Genomic DNA, 18,083 nt, shown 5'->3' with positions numbered 1-18,083 from the left:
CTGTAACCCATAACCCATGTTTAAAAAACTAGCTATCTTTTTTCTGTTTATTTCGTTTGCTTCCATAGCCGACGATGGTTCGCGTTTGTGGCTTAAGTATGATTTACTGAAAGACCCTAAACAAAGAGAAGCATACATAAATTTAACAAAGTTTGTTGCTCTTAACTACAATTCTCCGATTGCAACAAATGCCGCCAACGAATTGAAAATAGGGTTTGAGGGCTTGTTGGGTAAAAAAATACCTGTTGTCCAAAACTGGACTGGCAAAACGGGGGGCATAATTCTAGAAGTAAATACCACAGGCATAAGTGTTCAGCATCTGGTTGATGATGGTTTTGCTATTCAACAGCAAAAAGGAAATATTTTTATCACAGCCAAAACACCTTCAGGAGTACTTTACGGAGCTTTTGAATTGTTGAGATATATCCAGACAGCAAAAGACTTAAATAAAATATCAGTGGTAAGTAATCCGAAAGTAAAAATCAGGATGCTGAACCACTGGGATAATGCTAATGGTACCGTAGAACGGGGCTATGCAGGGTCATCGATGTGGAAATGGACTGAACTGCCATTCAGAATAGACCCAAGATATATTCAATATGCCCGTGCAAATGCTTCAATTGGTATTAATGCCGCATCAATCAATAACGTAAATGCCAGTTCAAGATTTCTAACGGCCGAATATCTGGAAAAAATCAAAGCAGTAGCTGATATCCTGCGCCCTTATGGTATCAGGGTTTTTATTTCGGTCAATTTCAGGTCTCCGCGAACGCTAGGAGGCTTGAAGACCTCCGACCCCCTAGATGCTGAAGTACGAAAATGGTGGAATGATAAAACAAAGGAAATTCATGAATATATTCCTGATTTTGGTGGCTTTTTAGTCAAAGCAAACTCAGAGGGTGAACCCGGGCCTCAAGATTATGGCCGAACACACGCCGACGGAGCCAATATGCTGGCCGAAGCCATGCGCCCTTATAGTGGCATTGTTATCTGGCGGGCCTTTGTTTATAACGCTGACCCCAAAGGTGACCGTTTTAAAGAAGCATACGAACAATTTAAACCCCTTGACGGCACTTTTGACCCAAAAGTGATTGTGCAAGTAAAAAACGGCCCTATCGATTTTATGCCCCGGGAACCTTTCCACCCGATGTTTGGTGCGTTTCCTAAAACAACTTTAGGAATGGAGTTTCAGATTACACAAGAATATCTGGGGCAATCGACACACCTTACTTATCTGGCCCCAATGTTTAAAGAATGCCTTGACACCGACACCTATGCTAAAGGTAAAGGGTCAACCGTAGCCAAAGTAATTGATGGTAGCCTCGATTCACACCAGAATTCACTCATGGCTGGTGTGGCCAATACTGGTTCAGATATAAACTGGACGGGGCATCCGTTCAATCAGGCAAACTGGTATGCCTTTGGCCGACTGGCTTGGAATCATACCTTGAGTTCAGAAGAAATCGCTTCTGAATGGATTGTCATGACTTTAACTAAAAATAGTGTGTCGCAGGAGAAAATTAAAAATATAATGCTGAAATCTTTGCCAGTTTATATAAGTTATACCTATCCGCTTGGCACAGCCCACATGATGGGAGAAGGGCATCATTACGGGCCTGAACCGTGGTTAGCCAAGAGTGGTCGCCCTGACTGGACATCCGTGTATTACCATAGAGCCGATTCAATAGGCTTGGGTTTCGACCGTACAGGTAAAGTAAGCAATGCCTTGAGCCTTTACCATCCCGAAGTGCAAAAACTATGGGGCAATGCCGACCAATGCCCGCTAGATTATCTGCTCTGGTTTCATCATGTAGCATGGGACAAAAAACTAAGTACAGGCCGTACCCTCTGGAACGAACTATGTGTACGCTATTATGGTGGAGTAGAAGAAGTGAAAAAACTCCAGACTGTATGGGAGAGTATGAAAACTGAAATAGACGACGAAACATTTGAAAATGTAAAAGGACGCTTGAAAATACAAGAAAAAGAGGCCCTCTGGTGGAGAGATGCCTGTATATTGTATTTTATTAACTATGCTCGAATGCCAATCCCGTCGCCGTTGGCGGCACCCACACGTAGTTTAGATGAAGTTAAAAAATTAGTAGAAATATACCATTTAAGATGATAGAAGAAGAACAATTGGGTAATATAACAGCAGTTCAGACACAAAAAAACGTGTTTTCTTTAGAAGGTAAACTTGCCTTGATTACAGGTGGTGGAAGCGGGATAGGCTTTGATATTGCCCAGTGTATGATTAGGGCAGGCGCAAGGGTGGTTATTACAGGTCGGCGAGAATACGCCCTAAAGGAGTCGATAAGTCTGTTGGGCAGCGCGGCACAGTATGTAGTTAACGATGTTACAGAACTAAATTCGCTTGAAGGGCTGGTGGAGCATATTGAAACTCAGATAGGGCCAATAGATATTCTGGTAAATAATGCAGGAATAAACATGAAAAAACCTGCCCTTGATGTTTCAGATGAAGATTTTCAGAAAATTGTTCATACTAATCTTAATTCAGTATTTGCATTAACGCGTGTATGCGCCCGCCGGATGATTAACCGCCAGAGCGGCTCAATATTAATGATTTCGTCGATGGCTGCTTATTATGGCATTGATAGGGTGGTAGCTTATGCAGCCTCAAAATCTGGTGTTGAAGGAATGGTAAAAGTGCTGGCATCTGAGTTTTCAAAATATAATGTTCGGGTAAATGCCATTGCACCGGGTTTTATAGAAACTGCAATGATGCGCACCGCTATGAATAGCGACCCCGACCGAATGAATAAAGCACTAGGCCGCACACCAATGGCTAAGTTCGGTAAACCCGACGACATCGGTTGGGCAGCCGTATTCTTGGCTTCCGAAGCTGCCAAGTATATTACTGGGGCTTCTTTGCCTGTCGATGGAGGAAATTCAATAGGATTCTGACAATTCAAAAATAGTTTGTTTCACTACTTTAAATTATTTAATAGATGTTTTGTATTAATCAAAAAAAACTTGGATTACTATCTTTATTATGGCTTGGAGCAATAGTAACGTATGCTCAGCCTAAAAAACAGCCTATTTCTCAGCCTTTAGTAAGTAAAATCTATACGGCTGACCCATCTGCTCATGTATTCAATGGGAAAATCTACATTTATCCTTCCCATGATATTGAATCAGGTATAAAACAAGACGATAACGGTAGCCATTTTGACATGAAAGACTACCATATTTTTTCTATGGATAGCCCCAATGGTAAGGTTACTGACCACGGCGTAGCACTTGACATTAAAAACATTCCGTGGGCTGGTCGCCAACTTTGGGCTCCTGATGCGGCCTATAAAAATGGCACATACTACCTTTATTTTCCGGTAAAAGATAAACAGGATATATTCAGAATAGGCGTTGCCACCAGCAAAAAACCTGAAGGGCCATTTAAAGCTGAGAAAAATCCGATTGAGGGTAGTTTCAGTATTGACCCAACTGTTTTTAAAGATACCGACGGAAGTTATTATATGTATTTTGGCGGAATTTGGGGTGGGCAATTGCAAAGATGGGCAACCGGTTCGTATAATGCTGACGCCAAGCTAAGAACTCCTAACGAAGAGGCTTATCATCCTAAAATTGCCAAAATGAGTAATGATATGCTGAGTTTTGCTGAAACCCCGAAAGATATTATTATTCTGGACGAAAACGGGAAGACACTTCTGGAAGGAAACAACGATAAGAGATTTTTTGAAGCTGCCTGGATGCATAAATATAAGGGCAAATATTACTTCTCTTATTCTACTGGTGACACACACCTTATTTGCTATGCAATGGGCGATAATCCTTATGGACCATTTACCTACAAAGGAGTAGTGCTGAATCCGGTTGATGGCTGGACAAACCACCACTCTATTATAGAATTTAAAGGCAAATGGTACTTGTTCTACCATGATGTGCAATTGTCAGGGCAAACGCATCTTCGTAACATTAAAGTTACTGAATTGAAATATAACCCAGACGGAACCATCATAACTATTAATCCATATAAATAAAGTTTATCTCATGCCACAAATGTCTATGAAAACGCTTGTTACCATTATTATAAGCATAGGTTTGGCTGTTAGTTCTTTACGGGCGCAGGAAAAAAAAGGCTTGAAAGATTATTATAAAGACTATTTTCTGATTGGGGTAGCTGTTTCTCCACGAATGATGGAGCCGGGCGAAGAATCAGCTATGATATTGCAACATTTTAATAGCATGACTCCTGAAAATGCCATGAAAATGGGACCGATACACCCAGAAGAAAATCGCTATAACTGGGAGCCTGCCGATAAAATTGTAGACTTTGCGCAAAAAAATGGTCTGAAAGTAAGAGGGCATACTTTATGCTGGCATAATCAGACCCCCAGATGGTTTTTTACCAAGAACGATCAGCCAGTAACAAAAGAAGAACTACTGGCACGATTAAAACAACATATTACGGACGTAGTGAGCCGCTACAAAGGTAAACTCTATGCTTGGGATGTTGTCAATGAAGCTGTGCCGGATAAAGGAGAAGAACTTTACCGGAACTCGAAGTTCTATGAAATAATCGGAGAAGAGTATATCGAAAAGGCTTTTGAGTACGCGCATGCCGCCGACCCAAACGCTATTTTGTTTTATAATGATTATAATACCGAAAATGCCACTAAACGCGAAAAAATTTACCGCTTAGTAAAAAAACTTAAAGAAAAAGGCGTGCCTATTCATGGCGTAGGTTTGCAGGGGCACTGGTCGGTTTATGAGCCTACTGCGCAGGAAATGGATGAGTCTATTAATAAATTTGCCTCGCTGGGCTTACAGGTACAGATAACAGAAATGGATGTATCGGTATATCCTAAAGAACACGAACGCAGGGAGAAAAAACCTACCGACATTACGTTGTTCCCGCCTGAAATACAACAGAAACAGGCAGAACACTATAAAATGCTTTTCGAGGTTTTTCGTAAGCATAAGGCACATTTAACAGGTGTAACTTTCTGGAACCTGTCTGATAAGTCTACTTGGCTTGATGCCTTTCCTTTCGTCGGAAGAAAAGATTATCCTTTGTTATTTGATGTTAACAATCAGCCAAAGTCTGCTTATTGGGAAGTAATCAAGTTCTGATAAAACAATTTAATACCGAAAAGAGTATTTATTCTAATGCCTTAGATATAAATACTCTTTTTTTATCTTTAGCACCAATTATTATCCTTACTATTAACGTTTATTTCATGCAAGAACAGAATTATAAAAACCATATCAGGTTTTATCCGCTACACCATTTTATCTTTTATCCGGTTGTAACAATACTGATAGTCTTAAGTTTTTACTTAAGTTCACAGTACGAAGAACAAAAACTTATCTGGATAGCCATTGGAATTTTACTGATTATCATTACTTGGTTATCGTTAATGCTCCGTCAGCACTATGCCTTAACTGCTCAGGATAGAACCGTGAGGGTCGAAATGAGATACCGATACTTTGCACTAACAGGCAAAAGACTTGAACTGCTAGAGCCTCAGCTTTCATTAGGGCAAATACTAGCCTTGAGGTTTGCTTCAGATGAAGAATTGCCTGTTTTATTGCAAAAGGCTATCGACCAGAACTTATCTGCTGATGAAATAAAACGCTCAATCAAAAACTGGCAACCCGATTACATGAGGGTATAAAAAAGCATTTATTCGTACGGGTATACATTCATAATACCCGTACGGGTTTTCTGAGTTCTTCTGTGGGTAATTTTTAATCTGGTATTTTTTAACGATTCGTTAAATCCTTTCTGCATTTCCATAGTGATTTTATTGACTAAATTTTATCTTTGTGTAATTGAACCCTTCTATTATCATGAAGATACCACGCATATCTTTGTTGTTGGTCGTAATGGCCAATCTGTTGCTATTTTCATGTAGCCCTGATTTGCCTGACGACATAGCAGCAGCCTATAAAGAACTGCCCGATAAACTCGATTATAATCTTCATGTTAAGCCAATTCTTTCAGATAAATGTTTTGCTTGTCATGGCCCTGACAAAGCCAAACAAAAAGCCGGATTAAGATTAGACATTGCAGAATTTGCTTATGCAAATCTGGTTGAAAGTCAGGATAAAGTAGCCATTGACCCCGGCGACCTTGAAAATAGCGAGGTTTTTCACCGGATTATTTCCAGTGAACCCAACTATGTGATGCCAACACCTGATTCACACCTGACACTTAGTGCCAAAGAAAAAGCTACAATTATTAAATGGATTGAAGACGGCGCCGTGTATCAGCCACATTGGGCATTCGTGAAACCTGAAAAACCGGAACTACCCAAAGTTGAGCAGAAAGAATGGTTAAAAAACGAGATTGATAATTTTGTATTGGCTAAGCTCGAAGAGGAAAAAATGCAGCCTTCTAAAGAAGCCAGTAAAGAATTGCTGTTCAGACGGGTATCGCTCGACCTTACTGGTTTACCGCCAACTTTGCAGGAAATAGATGCATTCCTGAACGATAATAGCCCGAATGCTTATGAAAAACAGGTCGACCGCCTATTGGCTTCGCCACATTATGGTGAAAAAATGGCTGTCGATTGGCTCGACCTCGCCCGCTTTGCCGATTCACATGGATATACTGTTGACAGACTCCGCGATATGTCTCCTTATCGGGATTGGGTTATTCATGCCTTCAATAAAAATATGTCTTACGAGCAATTCATACATCAGCAATTAGCCGGAGACTTAATGCCCAAACCCACCAAAGACATGATTATCGCTACGGCATTCAACCGTAATCATCAGCAGAATATGGAAGGTGGGATAATTGAAGAAGAATTTCAGACTGAATACGTGGTTGATAGAACCAACACTTTCGGAGATGCCTTTCTGGGGCTTTCGGTAGGTTGTGCCAAGTGCCATGACCATAAATATGACCCTATTTCGCAGAAAAACTATTACCAGCTTTTCAGCTTTTTTAATAATGTAAGAGAAGCCGGACAGATATCGTGGGATGACGCGCTACCAACACCCACGCTTATGCTTCCTACAAAAACACAGGAGGAAGTAATTACATATATCAATAATAAAATAAAACAGCAAGAGACCGACCTTCATAAAACAAGGCAGGTATCAGGCAATGAGTTCGACAACTGGCTGAAAACAGCCGCCTATAAAAAACTTCTCAAAGAAAAAATTCCGCAGGCAGGTTTACTGGCACATTATACTTTTGATGATGGAACCTTAAAAAACAACATTAACCCGAAGCAAAGCGGTAGTATGAAACGAGAAGCAGGGCAGGAGGGAGATAAACCTGTTTTTGAAAAAAGAGATAACGGACAGTCGATGCTAATGGACGGCGATAATTATCTGGATTTGAATGGAGTTGGTGTATTCAGAAAATCAGAGCCATTTACAGTTGGTATATGGGTGTATATTCCTGAAGATTTAAAAGAAGGCGTAATTATCCATAAAAGTCAGGCCGAAAGACTGTATAATTTTCGTGGTTTTCATCTTTATCTTAAAAACGACAGATTTGAGCTAACGATGGCACACACAGCCCCATCGAATGCTATTACGCGTTTGTCGAAACAACCTGTACCGCGTAAGACATGGACCCACCTTGCCATTACTTATGATGGTTCATCGAAAGCCGAGGGCTTTAAACTCTATCAGAATGGCCGCGAACTTTTAATGGAAAATGTTGTTGACCAACTGACGAAAGATATTTTATTTAAAACATCGGTTCAGCCCGGTTTACAAGTAGGTGCTTGGTGGCGGGGGTATGGCTTCACACATGGAAAGGTTGATGACATTGTAGTATATAACAGGGCTATTACTCCTTTTGAAATAAAAATGCTGGCAGCAAAAACCAAGTGGGAAAACGTGCTTGGCAATGGCTCGATGCCTTACCCCGAAGAATTGAAAGAATATTATTTTTCTGCAATTTCGCCTACATTAAGTAAAGCTCGCGAAGAACTAAAAGTAACCCGAGCTTCATTGGCTGACACACTCGCCAAAGTAAAGGAAATTATGGTTATGCAGGAAATGCCTAAACCTAAAAAGACCTACTTGTTAAAGCGTGGCAATTATGATGCTTTAGGTGAGCAGGTTTTTCCTGAAACACCTGAATTTATTCTGAAATTCCCCGACAATTTACCTAAAAACAGATATGGCTTGGCACAATGGCTTACCCACCCTGATAACCCACTTACGGCAAGAGTAGAAGTAAACCGCCTGTGGCAAAACTTTTTTGGGGTCGGATTAGTAAAAACTACGGAAGATTTCGGAAATCAGGGCGAATTACCCAGTCATCCTCAGTTGTTAGATTGGCTTGCAGTTACTTTTAGAGAATCTGGCTGGGACATCAAGCAACTGAACAAACTAATTGTGATGTCGGCTACTTACAGGCAAAACTCCCAAGCAAGCCAAAAGTTGCGAGAAAAAGACCCTGAAAACCGATTGCTCGCTCATGGTCCTGTATTCAGAATGACCGCCGAAATGATTCGTGACAATGCTTTGGTAGCTAGTGGGCTTATTAACAAGAAAATCGGAGGCCCTAGTATTAAGCCTTATCAACCAGAAGGGCTATGGGAAATTAATAGTGCCAGTTACAAAGCCGATTCTGGTGAGGCCGTTTACAGAAGAAGCCTGTATATAGTGGCTAAGCGGTCGGTGCCGAATCCAACCTTAAATACATTCGATGCTGGTTCAAGAAGTTTCTGCATTGTGCGTCGTCAGAAAACAAATACGCCATTGCAGGCATTAGTTACCCTCAACGACCCTACCTTTATGGAAGCCGCTAAAGTAATAGGCGAACAGATGTGTCGATTGCCAGATAAAAACCAGTCAATAGTGCAGGCATACCGAAAACTCACAGGGAGGATGCCATCGCAACAAGAAATAACCCTACTGTTGCAATTGCAGCAAATACAGCAAAGCAAGTTCAGTGTAAATCCTGATAAAGCTTATGGCTGGCTCCATGCCGGACAATATCAGGTTTCTAAAGATATAGACCCTACATTGCTGGCAGCCAATGCCGTAGTAGCCAGTACTATACTCAATTCTGATGCAACCTTAACGAAAAGATAGTAATGTCAGACCACCACCATGATGAGTTCAGATTAAACACACCGGAGTTTAATCAACTTAACCGGAAATTAGACCGACGCACTTTCCTGACCAAGACATCACTCGGTTTAGGGGCAGTAGCTATGGGGTCTTTGTTAGGAGCAAAAACGTTATTCGGGCATGAGGGCAAGCCCTTGTCAGAGGGCACTGGCAGTATGGAAGACGAAATTCTGAAAGCACTTCCACACATTGCGCCTAAAGCCAAGCGGGTAGTGTATCTGTTCATGAGTGGTGGACCTTCTCAGTTTGAAACCTTCGATTATAAGCCTAAACTGATAGAGCAGGCAGGTTTAAACCTTCCTGAGTCGGTCAGGAACGGTCAACGCCTTACAGGGATGAGTGCCAGCCAGAGTGTTTTGCCAATGGTGCCATCTATTTATAAATTTCAACAATATGGTAAGAGCCAGACTTGGGTAAGCGAATTATTGCCTCATACGGCTAAAGTAGTAGACGATTTATGTGTTATTAAGTCTATTTATTCAGAAGCAATTAACCATGACCCTGCCATTACTTTCTTCCAGACTGGCAACCAGTTACCCGGTCGCCCTTCAATAGGTTCATGGATAAGCTACGGGTTAGGCTCAGATAACAATAACTTGCCTACTTTTATAGTACTGGTATCTAAAAATGCCCCTCGCGACCAGCCCCTTTATGCCCGCTTATGGGGCAATGGTTTTTTGCCCTCAAAACATCAGGGTGTGCAGTTTCGCTCAGGTAAAGACCCCGTGTTGTTTCTGAATAACCCTCAAGGATATGATGGAAAAGATAGGAAAGAAATGCTCGATTATCTGGCAAAACTGAATCATTTACAAAACGATGCTTATGGTGACCCCGAAATTGATAATCGGATAGCCCAATATGAAATGGCATATCGTATGCAGACATCTGTGCCTGAGGTAATGGACTTGTCGAAAGAGCCTGACGAAGTTTTTGACCTCTATGGGCCAGATAGCCGTGATGCAGGTACTTATGCCGCTAATTGTTTACTAGCACGCAAACTTCTGGAAAAAGATGTCAAGTTTGTACAACTCTATCATCAGGGTTGGGACCAGCACGGTGGACTTCCCAAAGCTATTGCCCAACAATGTAAACAGATTGACCAAGCAACAGCCGCTTTAATAACAGATTTAAAAAGAAGAGGGTTACTGGAAGATACACTCGTGGTCTGGGGAGGAGAGTTTGGACGGACTGTATATTCTCAAGGAAAACTAACAGCCGATGACTACGGACGCGACCATCATCCGAGATGTTTTACAATGTGGATGGCCGGAGCAGGTGTAAAAGCCGGATTCAATTATGGTGAAACCGATGACTTTAGTTACAATATTATAAAAGACCCCGTGCATGTGCATGATTTTCAGGCTACTTTGTTGCACCTGATGGGCATTGACCATGAAAGGCTCACCTATAAATTTCAGGGAAGAAGATTCCGGCTAACTGATGTTCACGGTAAAATTGTAAAGGATATTTTAACATAAGATGATTTTACTAAACCTTACTACCTTTCTGGGTAGGCTACACCCGCTTATTGTTCATTTACCCATAGGCTTTCTGCTTTTAGCTATCCTGTTTAACTTTATGTCTTACTGGCCTAAATATAAAACGCTAAAAGTTGCCATTCCGTTTACACTGATGGCCGGCTTTGTAGCCGCCATCTTAGCTTGTTTGTTGGGTTTATTATTGTCTTATACAGGCCAGTATAATCATCAATTACTTAACGCTCATAAAAGAGCCGGTATAAGTGTAGCTGTTCTGTCAGGAATATTGTATTTGTTAGGTACTGAGCGTTTTACTCAGTTTATTTCACCTAAAATTTACTCAGGTGCTTTAGTCGTCTTGTTTTTTCTGATAGCATACAGTGGGCATCAGGGTGGAACTCTCACACATGGAAATGAGTACTTATCAATAAAAACACTTTTGCAGCAAGAACGAGTAAAACCACTTAAGGCAGAAGAGGCATATCTGTTTGAAGATGTTATTCAGCCCATATTGAACGAAAAATGTAGCCAATGTCATCAGGCAAGCAAATTAAAAGGGAGTTTGTCGGTAGAAAGTCTGGCAGATTTGAAGAAAGGTGGTAAGCACGGCCCTGCTGTTGTGGCGGGTAGCCTGAACGAGAGTGAGCTATACAAAAGGATTAGCCTTAACCCTGATAATAAAGAGTTTATGCCAACCGATGGTAAAACACCTTTAACCAAAACAGAAACAGAAATTATAAAATGGTGGATTGAAAAAGGACAGGCAATAGAAAATAAAAAAATAAGTGAATTAAAAAATAATAAAGAAATTACCCCTTTAATTGCATCCTTATTAGGTTTAAATAATGATTCAAATGCAATAGTAATGAGTGGAATTGAGCAAAAAATTAATCCTGATATTCCATTAACTACTGATAGAGTACAGATTGAAAGTTTAAGAAAAAAAGGTTTTGTCATACGGATAATGTTACAAAAACCTATGATGTTAGATGTGACACTCCCTGCACAATCATCTATAAAATTAACTGAATGCCAGACGGAATTGCAGGCAATAGCAAAAAATGTTATATGGCTGAATGTATCAGATAATAACCTGACTGATAAGCAGGTAGATTTCCTAAAAGATTTGAGTAACATAGAAAAATTACGTTTGGAGAAAAATCCAATAACCGACGAGGTTTGTAAAAATCTTGTAGGGTTAAAACATCTGGAAGCGGTGAATCTTAATGAAACACTGATAACTGAAAAAGGTACAAAGGTACTAGCTGTAAACCCTGCTATTAAAAGAATTTACACATGGCAAACAGCAGTAAAGAGCTTATAACTGGCACAGCAATATTCATGAAAAAGATTTTCTCAATATCAATTTTGCTATTAATCAATAGCAGCCTATACGCCCAAGCTAAAGCACCGGCGATGATACAAGGTAACTTTATGGACGATTATAAAATTACCTACACTGTCAATGATACACTTTGGATTCAAAAACCGAATGCAAAATATCATATTATTAAATGCAATGAAAAAGAACAATATATCATTGCGAGAAACGATAAAAATAATCCGGCTGATGCTGGGCTTTATACCCGTATCGATTATATGACTTTTGAAAACATGAGTCCTTTTTTGTGGGGTTTCTGTTTGAGTGCTTATAATGCTCCCACAGAAGCAGCGGCAGAAGCTGTAAGAATTGCTGATAGGGCAAACCCGAAGAAAGGTTGTAATGGCTTCCCGTTTTCGAGAATGAAAAAGATGGTGGATTAAACAAGTAGAATCAATATTTTAGAAAAAATAAAAGCGTGTGAAACTCACACGCTTTATTCATTCAACTATTATTTGACATCATTTAAACCGTTTCAACCTTTTGCACTGTCGCTTTCGCTTTTTTCTTCCCACTTATATTGAAAAGTTTATTTACTTTTACTCTCCAGTTTTCAATAACCATATACACCGATGGCACAAGAATAAGAGTCAGAATCATCGAACTGGTTAGCCCTCCTATAATAACCCAAGCCATACCATTTTTAGTTTCTGCACCTGCACCTGAGGCTAAAGCAATTGGTAACATACCAAATATCATAGCAAGAGTAGTCATCAGGATTGGACGCAAACGTTCTTTGCCTGCTTCAATTAAGGCATCTTTTACCGATAAGCCTTCGCTCTTTAAGTGGTTAGTAAAGTCAACTATCAGAATGGCGTTCTTACAAACCAAGCCTAAAAGCATAATTAAACCCAAAATAGCAAAGATAGTGAACGAGTTCATTGTGAGGGCAAGTGCCAGAATGGCCCCAATCATTGCAACAGGTATTGAGAAAAGTACAACAAACGGATATACCACACTTTCGTAAAGGGCAATCATAATCAGGTATACCAGTAAGATGCCTATACCCATTGCCAGCCCTAAACTTCCGAAAGCATCACCCTGATTTTTTGCATCTCCCAGATAATCAATAATTACACCTTCGGGTAATTTTGTTTTAGCCAATTCTTTTTTAATGTCTTCAACAATGGTTCCTGACGGACGGCCAACAGCCGCAGAGTTGATTTTAATTGAACTCAAACGGTCGGTTCTTTCCAGAATTGATTGCCCAACAATTTCAGTAATATTAGCAAAGTCAGTTAGCTTTACAATGGCACCACGGTTATTTCGTAAAGTAAGATTTCTTACGTTTTCAATACTTTGTTTATCTGACTTATCGAAAACGATATTAATACCATATTCCTCGCCTTTGTCTTTATATTTGGTATTGTTGTTACCCTGAAAAGCTAATTGTACTGCCGAACCCACATCAGGAATGCTTAAACCTAATTTTGCCATCTTGTCGCGGTCAATATTAATGGCAACTTCTGTTTTAGGGCTTTTGGTACTATATTTTACATAATCTGTGCCGGGTACTTTGGTCACAATTTGTTTCACAATGGCAGCCGCTTTTACCACGTCGTCGGTTACAGTTCCTTTAACAGCAATCTGAATAGGGGCTTGTGCATTACCCGTGGCCGAAATAGGCTGAATGTTAACACTTAAACCGGGTATTCTGGAGATTGTATCACGCATAATCTGACCAAATTCATCTGTCGAAATTTTGCGGTCATGTTTATCAACCAGCGTAACAGTAATTTCAGCAAGGTTACTATTCGATGAGTTACCAATAACAGAAGCCTGTGTGCCTACATTCGAGAAAACATTAGTAACTTCGGGTCTTTCCAATAACATTTTTTCTACTTTGGCCACTGCCTGATTGGTTTGTATCAATGGTGTTTCAGGGGCGAGGTCAAGTTGGATTGATAACTCGCCGCGGTCGGCATTGCCAATGAATGACGCACCCACAAAGCCTTTGCCTAATAGGGTGAAAGTACCTACAAACAAAAGAATGATGCCAATAAATACATAACGTTTATGTGATAATGACCATTTGAGTGCCGTCACATACATATCTCTGAGTTTATCAATCATACTTTCAAAACCCAGATTGAGTTTACCCCAAAGTGTATTTTTGTTCAGTATTTCCAGTTTACCCCATCTTGAAGCCAACAAAGGCGTAAGCGTAAACGAAACAAATAAACTCATGAGGGTAGAGAAAACAATTACCAGCGAAAACTCTTTCAGAATGTTTCCAATCAGACCACCCGCAAGTGACAGAGGTAAAAACACCACCACGTCAACAAGTGTAATAGCCATGGCTGTAAATCCAATTTCATTTCTACCTTCAAGCGAAGCCTCACGTTTATTTTTACCCATCTCCAGATGTCGGTAGATATTCTCCAAGACCACAATACTGTCATCTACCAGAATACCTACTACCAACGATAAGGCCATCAGGGTCATAAGGTTTAGTGAAAAACCAAATACCCACATCAGAATAAAGGTCGGTATCATAGCCGAAGGAATAGCCACCAGTACGAACAATGAACTCCTAAGGCTATGCAAGAAAAGCACCATTACTACCCCTACAATTATGATAGCCAGATACAAATCGTGCATTACGGCATCGGCCGAAGCAAGTGTGTAAACCGATTGGTCGGAGGCAATTTCGTAATTAAAATCTTTTGACGGATAACTGGCTTTTATCTTCGCTAATGCTGCTTTTGCCCCTTTACTTACTTCAACGGCATTGGCATCGGTTTGTTTCATAATCTGAATCCCGATAGCTGGCTTGCCATTAATACGGTTTAGTGTAGTGGGTTCAGTTTGTGAGTCTGTTACAGTAGCAACGTCTTTCAATAAAATACGGCTTCCATTAGTATTTTCGCGAAGAATCAGGTTTCTGATATCTTCAACTCTTTTAAGTTTTGCATCCAACCGTAACGAAAAACGGGTCTGGTCTGTTTTGATGCTACCAGCCGGATATGATACACCGCTACTGGCAATTACCTGATTAACTGCTGAAGAAGAAATATTATAAGTCTGAAGTTTGTCGTTGTCGAGGTATACTTCAATTTCTCTTTCATTACCACCAATAATATTTACCTGTGCAACACCTGCTACGTTTGTCAGTAAGGGTTTTACCTGCAAATCGATAAAATCATAAAGTTCGGTTTGAGGTATTTTTGAGGTAGCACTAACTTTCAGAATCGGTAGGTCATCGAGGCTCAATCTTGATACAACCGGGTCGTCGATATCATCTGGTAATCTTGATTTTATCTGATTTACCTTACGTTCGGCATCTTGTTGAGCATTAATAACATTAAAACCCGATTTTAAAGTAACGGTAATTAAAGAAAGACCTTCCTGTGAAGAAGAAGAAATCATATCAACTCCTTCAATTGATGATACAGCTTCTTCCAGCGGTTTGGTTACACTGCTTTCTACTTCGTCTGAGGCCGCACCTCTGTAAGTAGTCTGCACCATAATCACGTTTGTTTCAAATTTCGGTAATAAGTTATAATTTAATGTTTTATAACTTATAAATCCGAAGAGTATGAGTGTCACGAAAATTACTGTAATCAGTAATGGTCGTTTTATTGATAATTCTGTTATTGACATGGCTTCAGATTATTTATTTGGTGAGACTTGAATATTACTTCCATCTACAATATTGATGATGCCTTCTGTAATTACTTGCTCACCTTCTTGCAGGCCGCTTAGAACCTCGATATTTTCACCAATTTCTCTACCTAATACAACTTTGCGTAAAACTGCTTTGTTTCCTTGTGCAACAAAAACGTAAGGGTTTTTCATGCCATCGCCTAAAGCTCTTTTAGGAATCTGCAATGCGTTAGCATTTTTGTTCAGATTAAATTCAACTTTTACGTAGGTTCCGGCTTTCAGTGCAGCATTGCCATTAGCTAGCAGAATATCTACTTTATAGTTGTGGTTGTCGTCACCCTGTGGACTGATATAGATAATACGGCCACTGAAAGTTTTAGTAGGGTAAACATCACACGTAATACTAGCTGCCTGTCCGATTTTTAGTTCATATACATCTTTTTCATTGACATAAACCACCGTTTTTAGCTGGCTTACATCAACCAGAGAGGCAATAACGGTTCCGATATTGGCATATTCGCCGGCAGTTAATTTTTTATCAGTAACTACTCCGTTTATTGGCGCAATAATCTTTGCGTCTGAAATCTGTTGTTTTAACTGTGCCGCTTGTAGCTGGTTGTTTTCGTAATTGTATTTGGCATCTGTTACAGCTGTTTCATTAATGGCATTGCCGGCAAGCAGGTCTTTGTTACGCTCGTAGTCTGACTTCGCTTTGTTGATAGTTAGTTCAGTCGATTGTAGATTTATTTGCTTTACCTTCGTATCAATAGTACCAATAGTTTGGCCTTTGCTCACGCGTGTACCTAATTCAATGTTTAAGGTTTCGATTTTACCTTGTGTGCCGGTGGATATAGTAGCTTTTTCTTTAGGTTCCAGAATTGCTGGTAAAGTTAAATTACCATTAATCGGAAGAAGTGCAACAGGAGTAGTAGTAACAAACACCGCTACCTGACTACGGTCAACAACTTTTTTGCTTTCGTCAATTTTCTTTTTGTTGGCTACTAATTTGAAAGAAATAGCCCCTGCAATGACAACGATAATAGCTATTGTGATGATTCTTGTTTTCATTTTTTTGTATATTAAACAGCTTCAAGAGCTTTAGTTTTAAATGATGTTTTTGAATATTATTTTAATTGATTGACATAATTTGAAAGATTACCCTGTGCTTTCTCGAAGTCAACTCGTGCGGTTAAGAAATTTAATAATGATGAAATGTAATTGCTTTGTGCTTCTTTATAGGAATAATCTGAGTTAAGGAAATCTGTTAACGAAGCAGTTCCTTTCTGGTATTGTAAGCTGGTGTTTTTCAATATATCAGAAGCCAAATCGAGAGTTTGTTTGTTGTCGTTCATGCTTGTATAAGAACGAAATAGCTGCGTATTGGCATTCTGAAACTGTAACTCGTAGTTTCTTTGGCTTAATTTCAGGTTTTCCTGTGCGTTCAATAATCCTAATCGGCTTTGTGCTAGCTGGCTTTTTTTTCTGTATCCATCAAAAATCGGAATATTTAATTTTAAACCGATAGACGAATAATCGAACCAGTTACTGAATGATTTCCCGAAGTCGTTTCCGAATGTTTGTGCACCATAACGGGCATAACCTGCAAGGGTAGGAAAGAAAGCAAATCTTCTTCGTTCCACATCCAGTTCTTGTAATCGGATATTATTTGACTGAATTTTAAAGTCTAACAGGTTTTTAACATCAAGCTGCGAGCCCAAAGGCATACTTACCTGCATCGAATAGTCAAGCGAATCGTTGATGGCAATTCTTTGAGATAAATCCATTCCCATGGCAAACTTTAGTTTGTTTAGTGCCAGTTCTTTGTTTGTTTTTAGAAGTGATAATTGCGACTTTATATTATTCTGACTTACTCTCATTCGGTCATAATCAATTTTTTTAGCTACGCCTTTTTCATACTGCAATTGTAATATTCTTAGTAACTCCTCGTATTTTTTTTCGTTTTCAACTAAAAGTTTTTCCTGCTCATTAAGTGTCAGAATCTGGTAATAGGCCATTACTGTATTGTAAACGATGTTTTCGTTATTCTGAAGTAATTTTAAGTCGGCTACTAAGGTATTTACCTTATTGGCTTCTTTAGCTACGGTAATGCTTCTGTCGAAAAGAGTTTGGTCTAATTGGGCTACTACGTTTGTGTTGTATTGGTTACCAAACTGTATCTTGATTTCTTCTTTACTGAATGCACCTGCCGGAAGTACCGTAACCTGACGTTTCAGGTTGTCATCAAATGTAGCTGTTCCGTTAAGTTGTGGTAAATAACCCGACAACGCTTCCGTTTTTTTCTCTTTGGCTATCAGCACTTCATTTTTGTATATCGTGCTGCTTGGGTTATTTTCCAGACTATAAGCAATACTTTCTTTAAGGCTAAAAACAGTTGCTTGTGGTTCTTGTGCTTTTGCGATAACCGAGATAATTATCAGGCTAATGGTTATCGGTAAGTTTTTTACTTTTTTCATTATTTTGTACAATATTAAGATTTTGTTTAATTTTCTTAGTTCTGAATTAAAAGAACC

The 18,083-nt window shown here is 39.6% G+C and carries 12 protein-coding genes; 9 read left to right on the top strand and 3 right to left on the bottom strand.

The annotated features are described in order from the left end of the window. Positions 1-16: 16 nt before the first annotated feature. The 9 genes from WAA15_RS03240 (at position 17) to WAA15_RS03200 (ending at position 12,329) form a co-directional block, all read left to right on the top strand. The gene (locus tag WAA15_RS03240) at positions 17-2,125 is read left to right on the top strand and encodes an alpha-glucuronidase family glycosyl hydrolase (protein ID WP_337040991.1); all 2,109 of its coding nucleotides are present in this window, start codon (positions 17-19) and stop codon (positions 2,123-2,125) included. Then, a complete protein-coding gene (locus WAA15_RS03235) occupies positions 2,122-2,925 on the top strand; it encodes an SDR family NAD(P)-dependent oxidoreductase (protein WP_337040990.1) in 804 nt (267 codons plus the stop codon). Before WAA15_RS03240 ends, WAA15_RS03235 begins: the two co-directional genes overlap by 4 nt. 44 nt (positions 2,926-2,969) lie before the next feature. Next, on the top strand, positions 2,970-4,019 hold the full coding sequence (locus WAA15_RS03230) for a glycoside hydrolase family 43 protein (protein ID WP_337040989.1): 1,050 nt from the start codon (positions 2,970-2,972) through the stop codon (positions 4,017-4,019). A gap of 25 nt (positions 4,020-4,044) precedes the next feature. Further along, positions 4,045-5,112, top strand: coding sequence for an endo-1,4-beta-xylanase (locus tag WAA15_RS03225; protein ID WP_337040988.1), 1,068 nt, complete (start codon positions 4,045-4,047; stop codon positions 5,110-5,112). A gap of 107 nt (positions 5,113-5,219) precedes the next feature. Further along, entirely contained in the window at positions 5,220-5,657 is a 438-nt protein-coding gene (locus WAA15_RS03220; protein WP_337040987.1) for a DUF6526 family protein, read from the top strand. 175 nt (positions 5,658-5,832) lie between these two features. Further along, positions 5,833-9,048, top strand: a complete 3,216-nt coding sequence (locus WAA15_RS03215; RefSeq protein WP_337040986.1) for a DUF1553 domain-containing protein — start codon at positions 5,833-5,835, stop codon at positions 9,046-9,048. Positions 9,049-9,050: 2 nt separating this feature from the next. Further along, positions 9,051-10,565, top strand: a complete 1,515-nt coding sequence (locus WAA15_RS03210; RefSeq protein WP_337040985.1) for a DUF1501 domain-containing protein — start codon at positions 9,051-9,053, stop codon at positions 10,563-10,565. A gap of 1 nt (position 10,566) precedes the next feature. Then, positions 10,567-11,889, top strand: a complete 1,323-nt coding sequence (locus WAA15_RS03205) for a c-type cytochrome domain-containing protein (protein WP_337040983.1) — start codon at positions 10,567-10,569, stop codon at positions 11,887-11,889. Continuing rightward, positions 11,862-12,329 carry a hypothetical protein gene (locus tag WAA15_RS03200; protein WP_337040982.1) on the top strand — a complete coding sequence of 156 codons (468 nt, stop codon included), beginning with the start codon at positions 11,862-11,864 and terminating at the stop codon, positions 12,327-12,329. The genes WAA15_RS03205 and WAA15_RS03200 overlap by 28 nt, the downstream gene beginning before the upstream one ends. A gap of 82 nt (positions 12,330-12,411) precedes the next feature. Here WAA15_RS03200 and WAA15_RS03195 read toward each other — a convergent pair whose 3' ends face one another. From WAA15_RS03195 to WAA15_RS03185, 3 genes are read right to left on the bottom strand one after another with little or no spacing between them, the layout of a single operon-like run. Further along, positions 12,412-15,549, bottom strand: coding sequence for an efflux RND transporter permease subunit (locus WAA15_RS03195; protein ID WP_337040980.1), 3,138 nt, complete (start codon positions 15,547-15,549; stop codon positions 12,412-12,414). Between the two features lie 9 nt (positions 15,550-15,558). Next, positions 15,559-16,620, bottom strand: a complete 1,062-nt coding sequence (locus WAA15_RS03190; protein WP_337040978.1) for an efflux RND transporter periplasmic adaptor subunit — start codon at positions 16,618-16,620, stop codon at positions 15,559-15,561. A 56-nt stretch (positions 16,621-16,676) separates the two neighbouring features. Beyond that, positions 16,677-18,026, bottom strand: coding sequence for a TolC family protein (locus tag WAA15_RS03185; protein WP_337040977.1), 1,350 nt, complete (start codon positions 18,024-18,026; stop codon positions 16,677-16,679). Between the last annotated feature and the right edge of the window lie 57 nt (positions 18,027-18,083).

The organism is Emticicia sp. 17c, from assembly GCF_037153985.1.
Lineage (GTDB): Bacteria > Bacteroidota > Bacteroidia > Cytophagales > Spirosomataceae > Emticicia.
This window is presented reverse-complemented; position numbering and strand designations above follow the sequence as displayed.

Bases quoted from the DNA above. Each gene is read 5' to 3' on its own strand.
- WAA15_RS03195 (WP_337040980.1), bottom strand. From the start codon at position 15,549: ATGTCAATAACAGAATTATCAATAAAACGACCATTACTGATTACAGTA.
- WAA15_RS03200 (WP_337040982.1), top strand. From the start codon at position 11,862: ATGGCAAACAGCAGTAAAGAGCTTATAACTGGCACAGCAATATTCATG.
- WAA15_RS03205 (WP_337040983.1), top strand. From the start codon at position 10,567: ATGATTTTACTAAACCTTACTACCTTTCTGGGTAGGCTACACCCGCTT.
- WAA15_RS03230 (WP_337040989.1), top strand. From the start codon at position 2,970: ATGTTTTGTATTAATCAAAAAAAACTTGGATTACTATCTTTATTATGG.
- WAA15_RS03225 (WP_337040988.1), top strand. From the start codon at position 4,045: ATGAAAACGCTTGTTACCATTATTATAAGCATAGGTTTGGCTGTTAGT.
- WAA15_RS03220 (WP_337040987.1), top strand. From the start codon at position 5,220: ATGCAAGAACAGAATTATAAAAACCATATCAGGTTTTATCCGCTACAC.
- WAA15_RS03185 (WP_337040977.1), bottom strand. From the start codon at position 18,026: ATGAAAAAAGTAAAAAACTTACCGATAACCATTAGCCTGATAATTATC.
- WAA15_RS03210 (WP_337040985.1), top strand. From the start codon at position 9,051: ATGTCAGACCACCACCATGATGAGTTCAGATTAAACACACCGGAGTTT.
- WAA15_RS03240 (WP_337040991.1), top strand. From the start codon at position 17: ATGTTTAAAAAACTAGCTATCTTTTTTCTGTTTATTTCGTTTGCTTCC.
- WAA15_RS03190 (WP_337040978.1), bottom strand. From the start codon at position 16,620: ATGAAAACAAGAATCATCACAATAGCTATTATCGTTGTCATTGCAGGG.
- WAA15_RS03215 (WP_337040986.1), top strand. From the start codon at position 5,833: ATGAAGATACCACGCATATCTTTGTTGTTGGTCGTAATGGCCAATCTG.
- WAA15_RS03235 (WP_337040990.1), top strand. From the start codon at position 2,122: ATGATAGAAGAAGAACAATTGGGTAATATAACAGCAGTTCAGACACAA.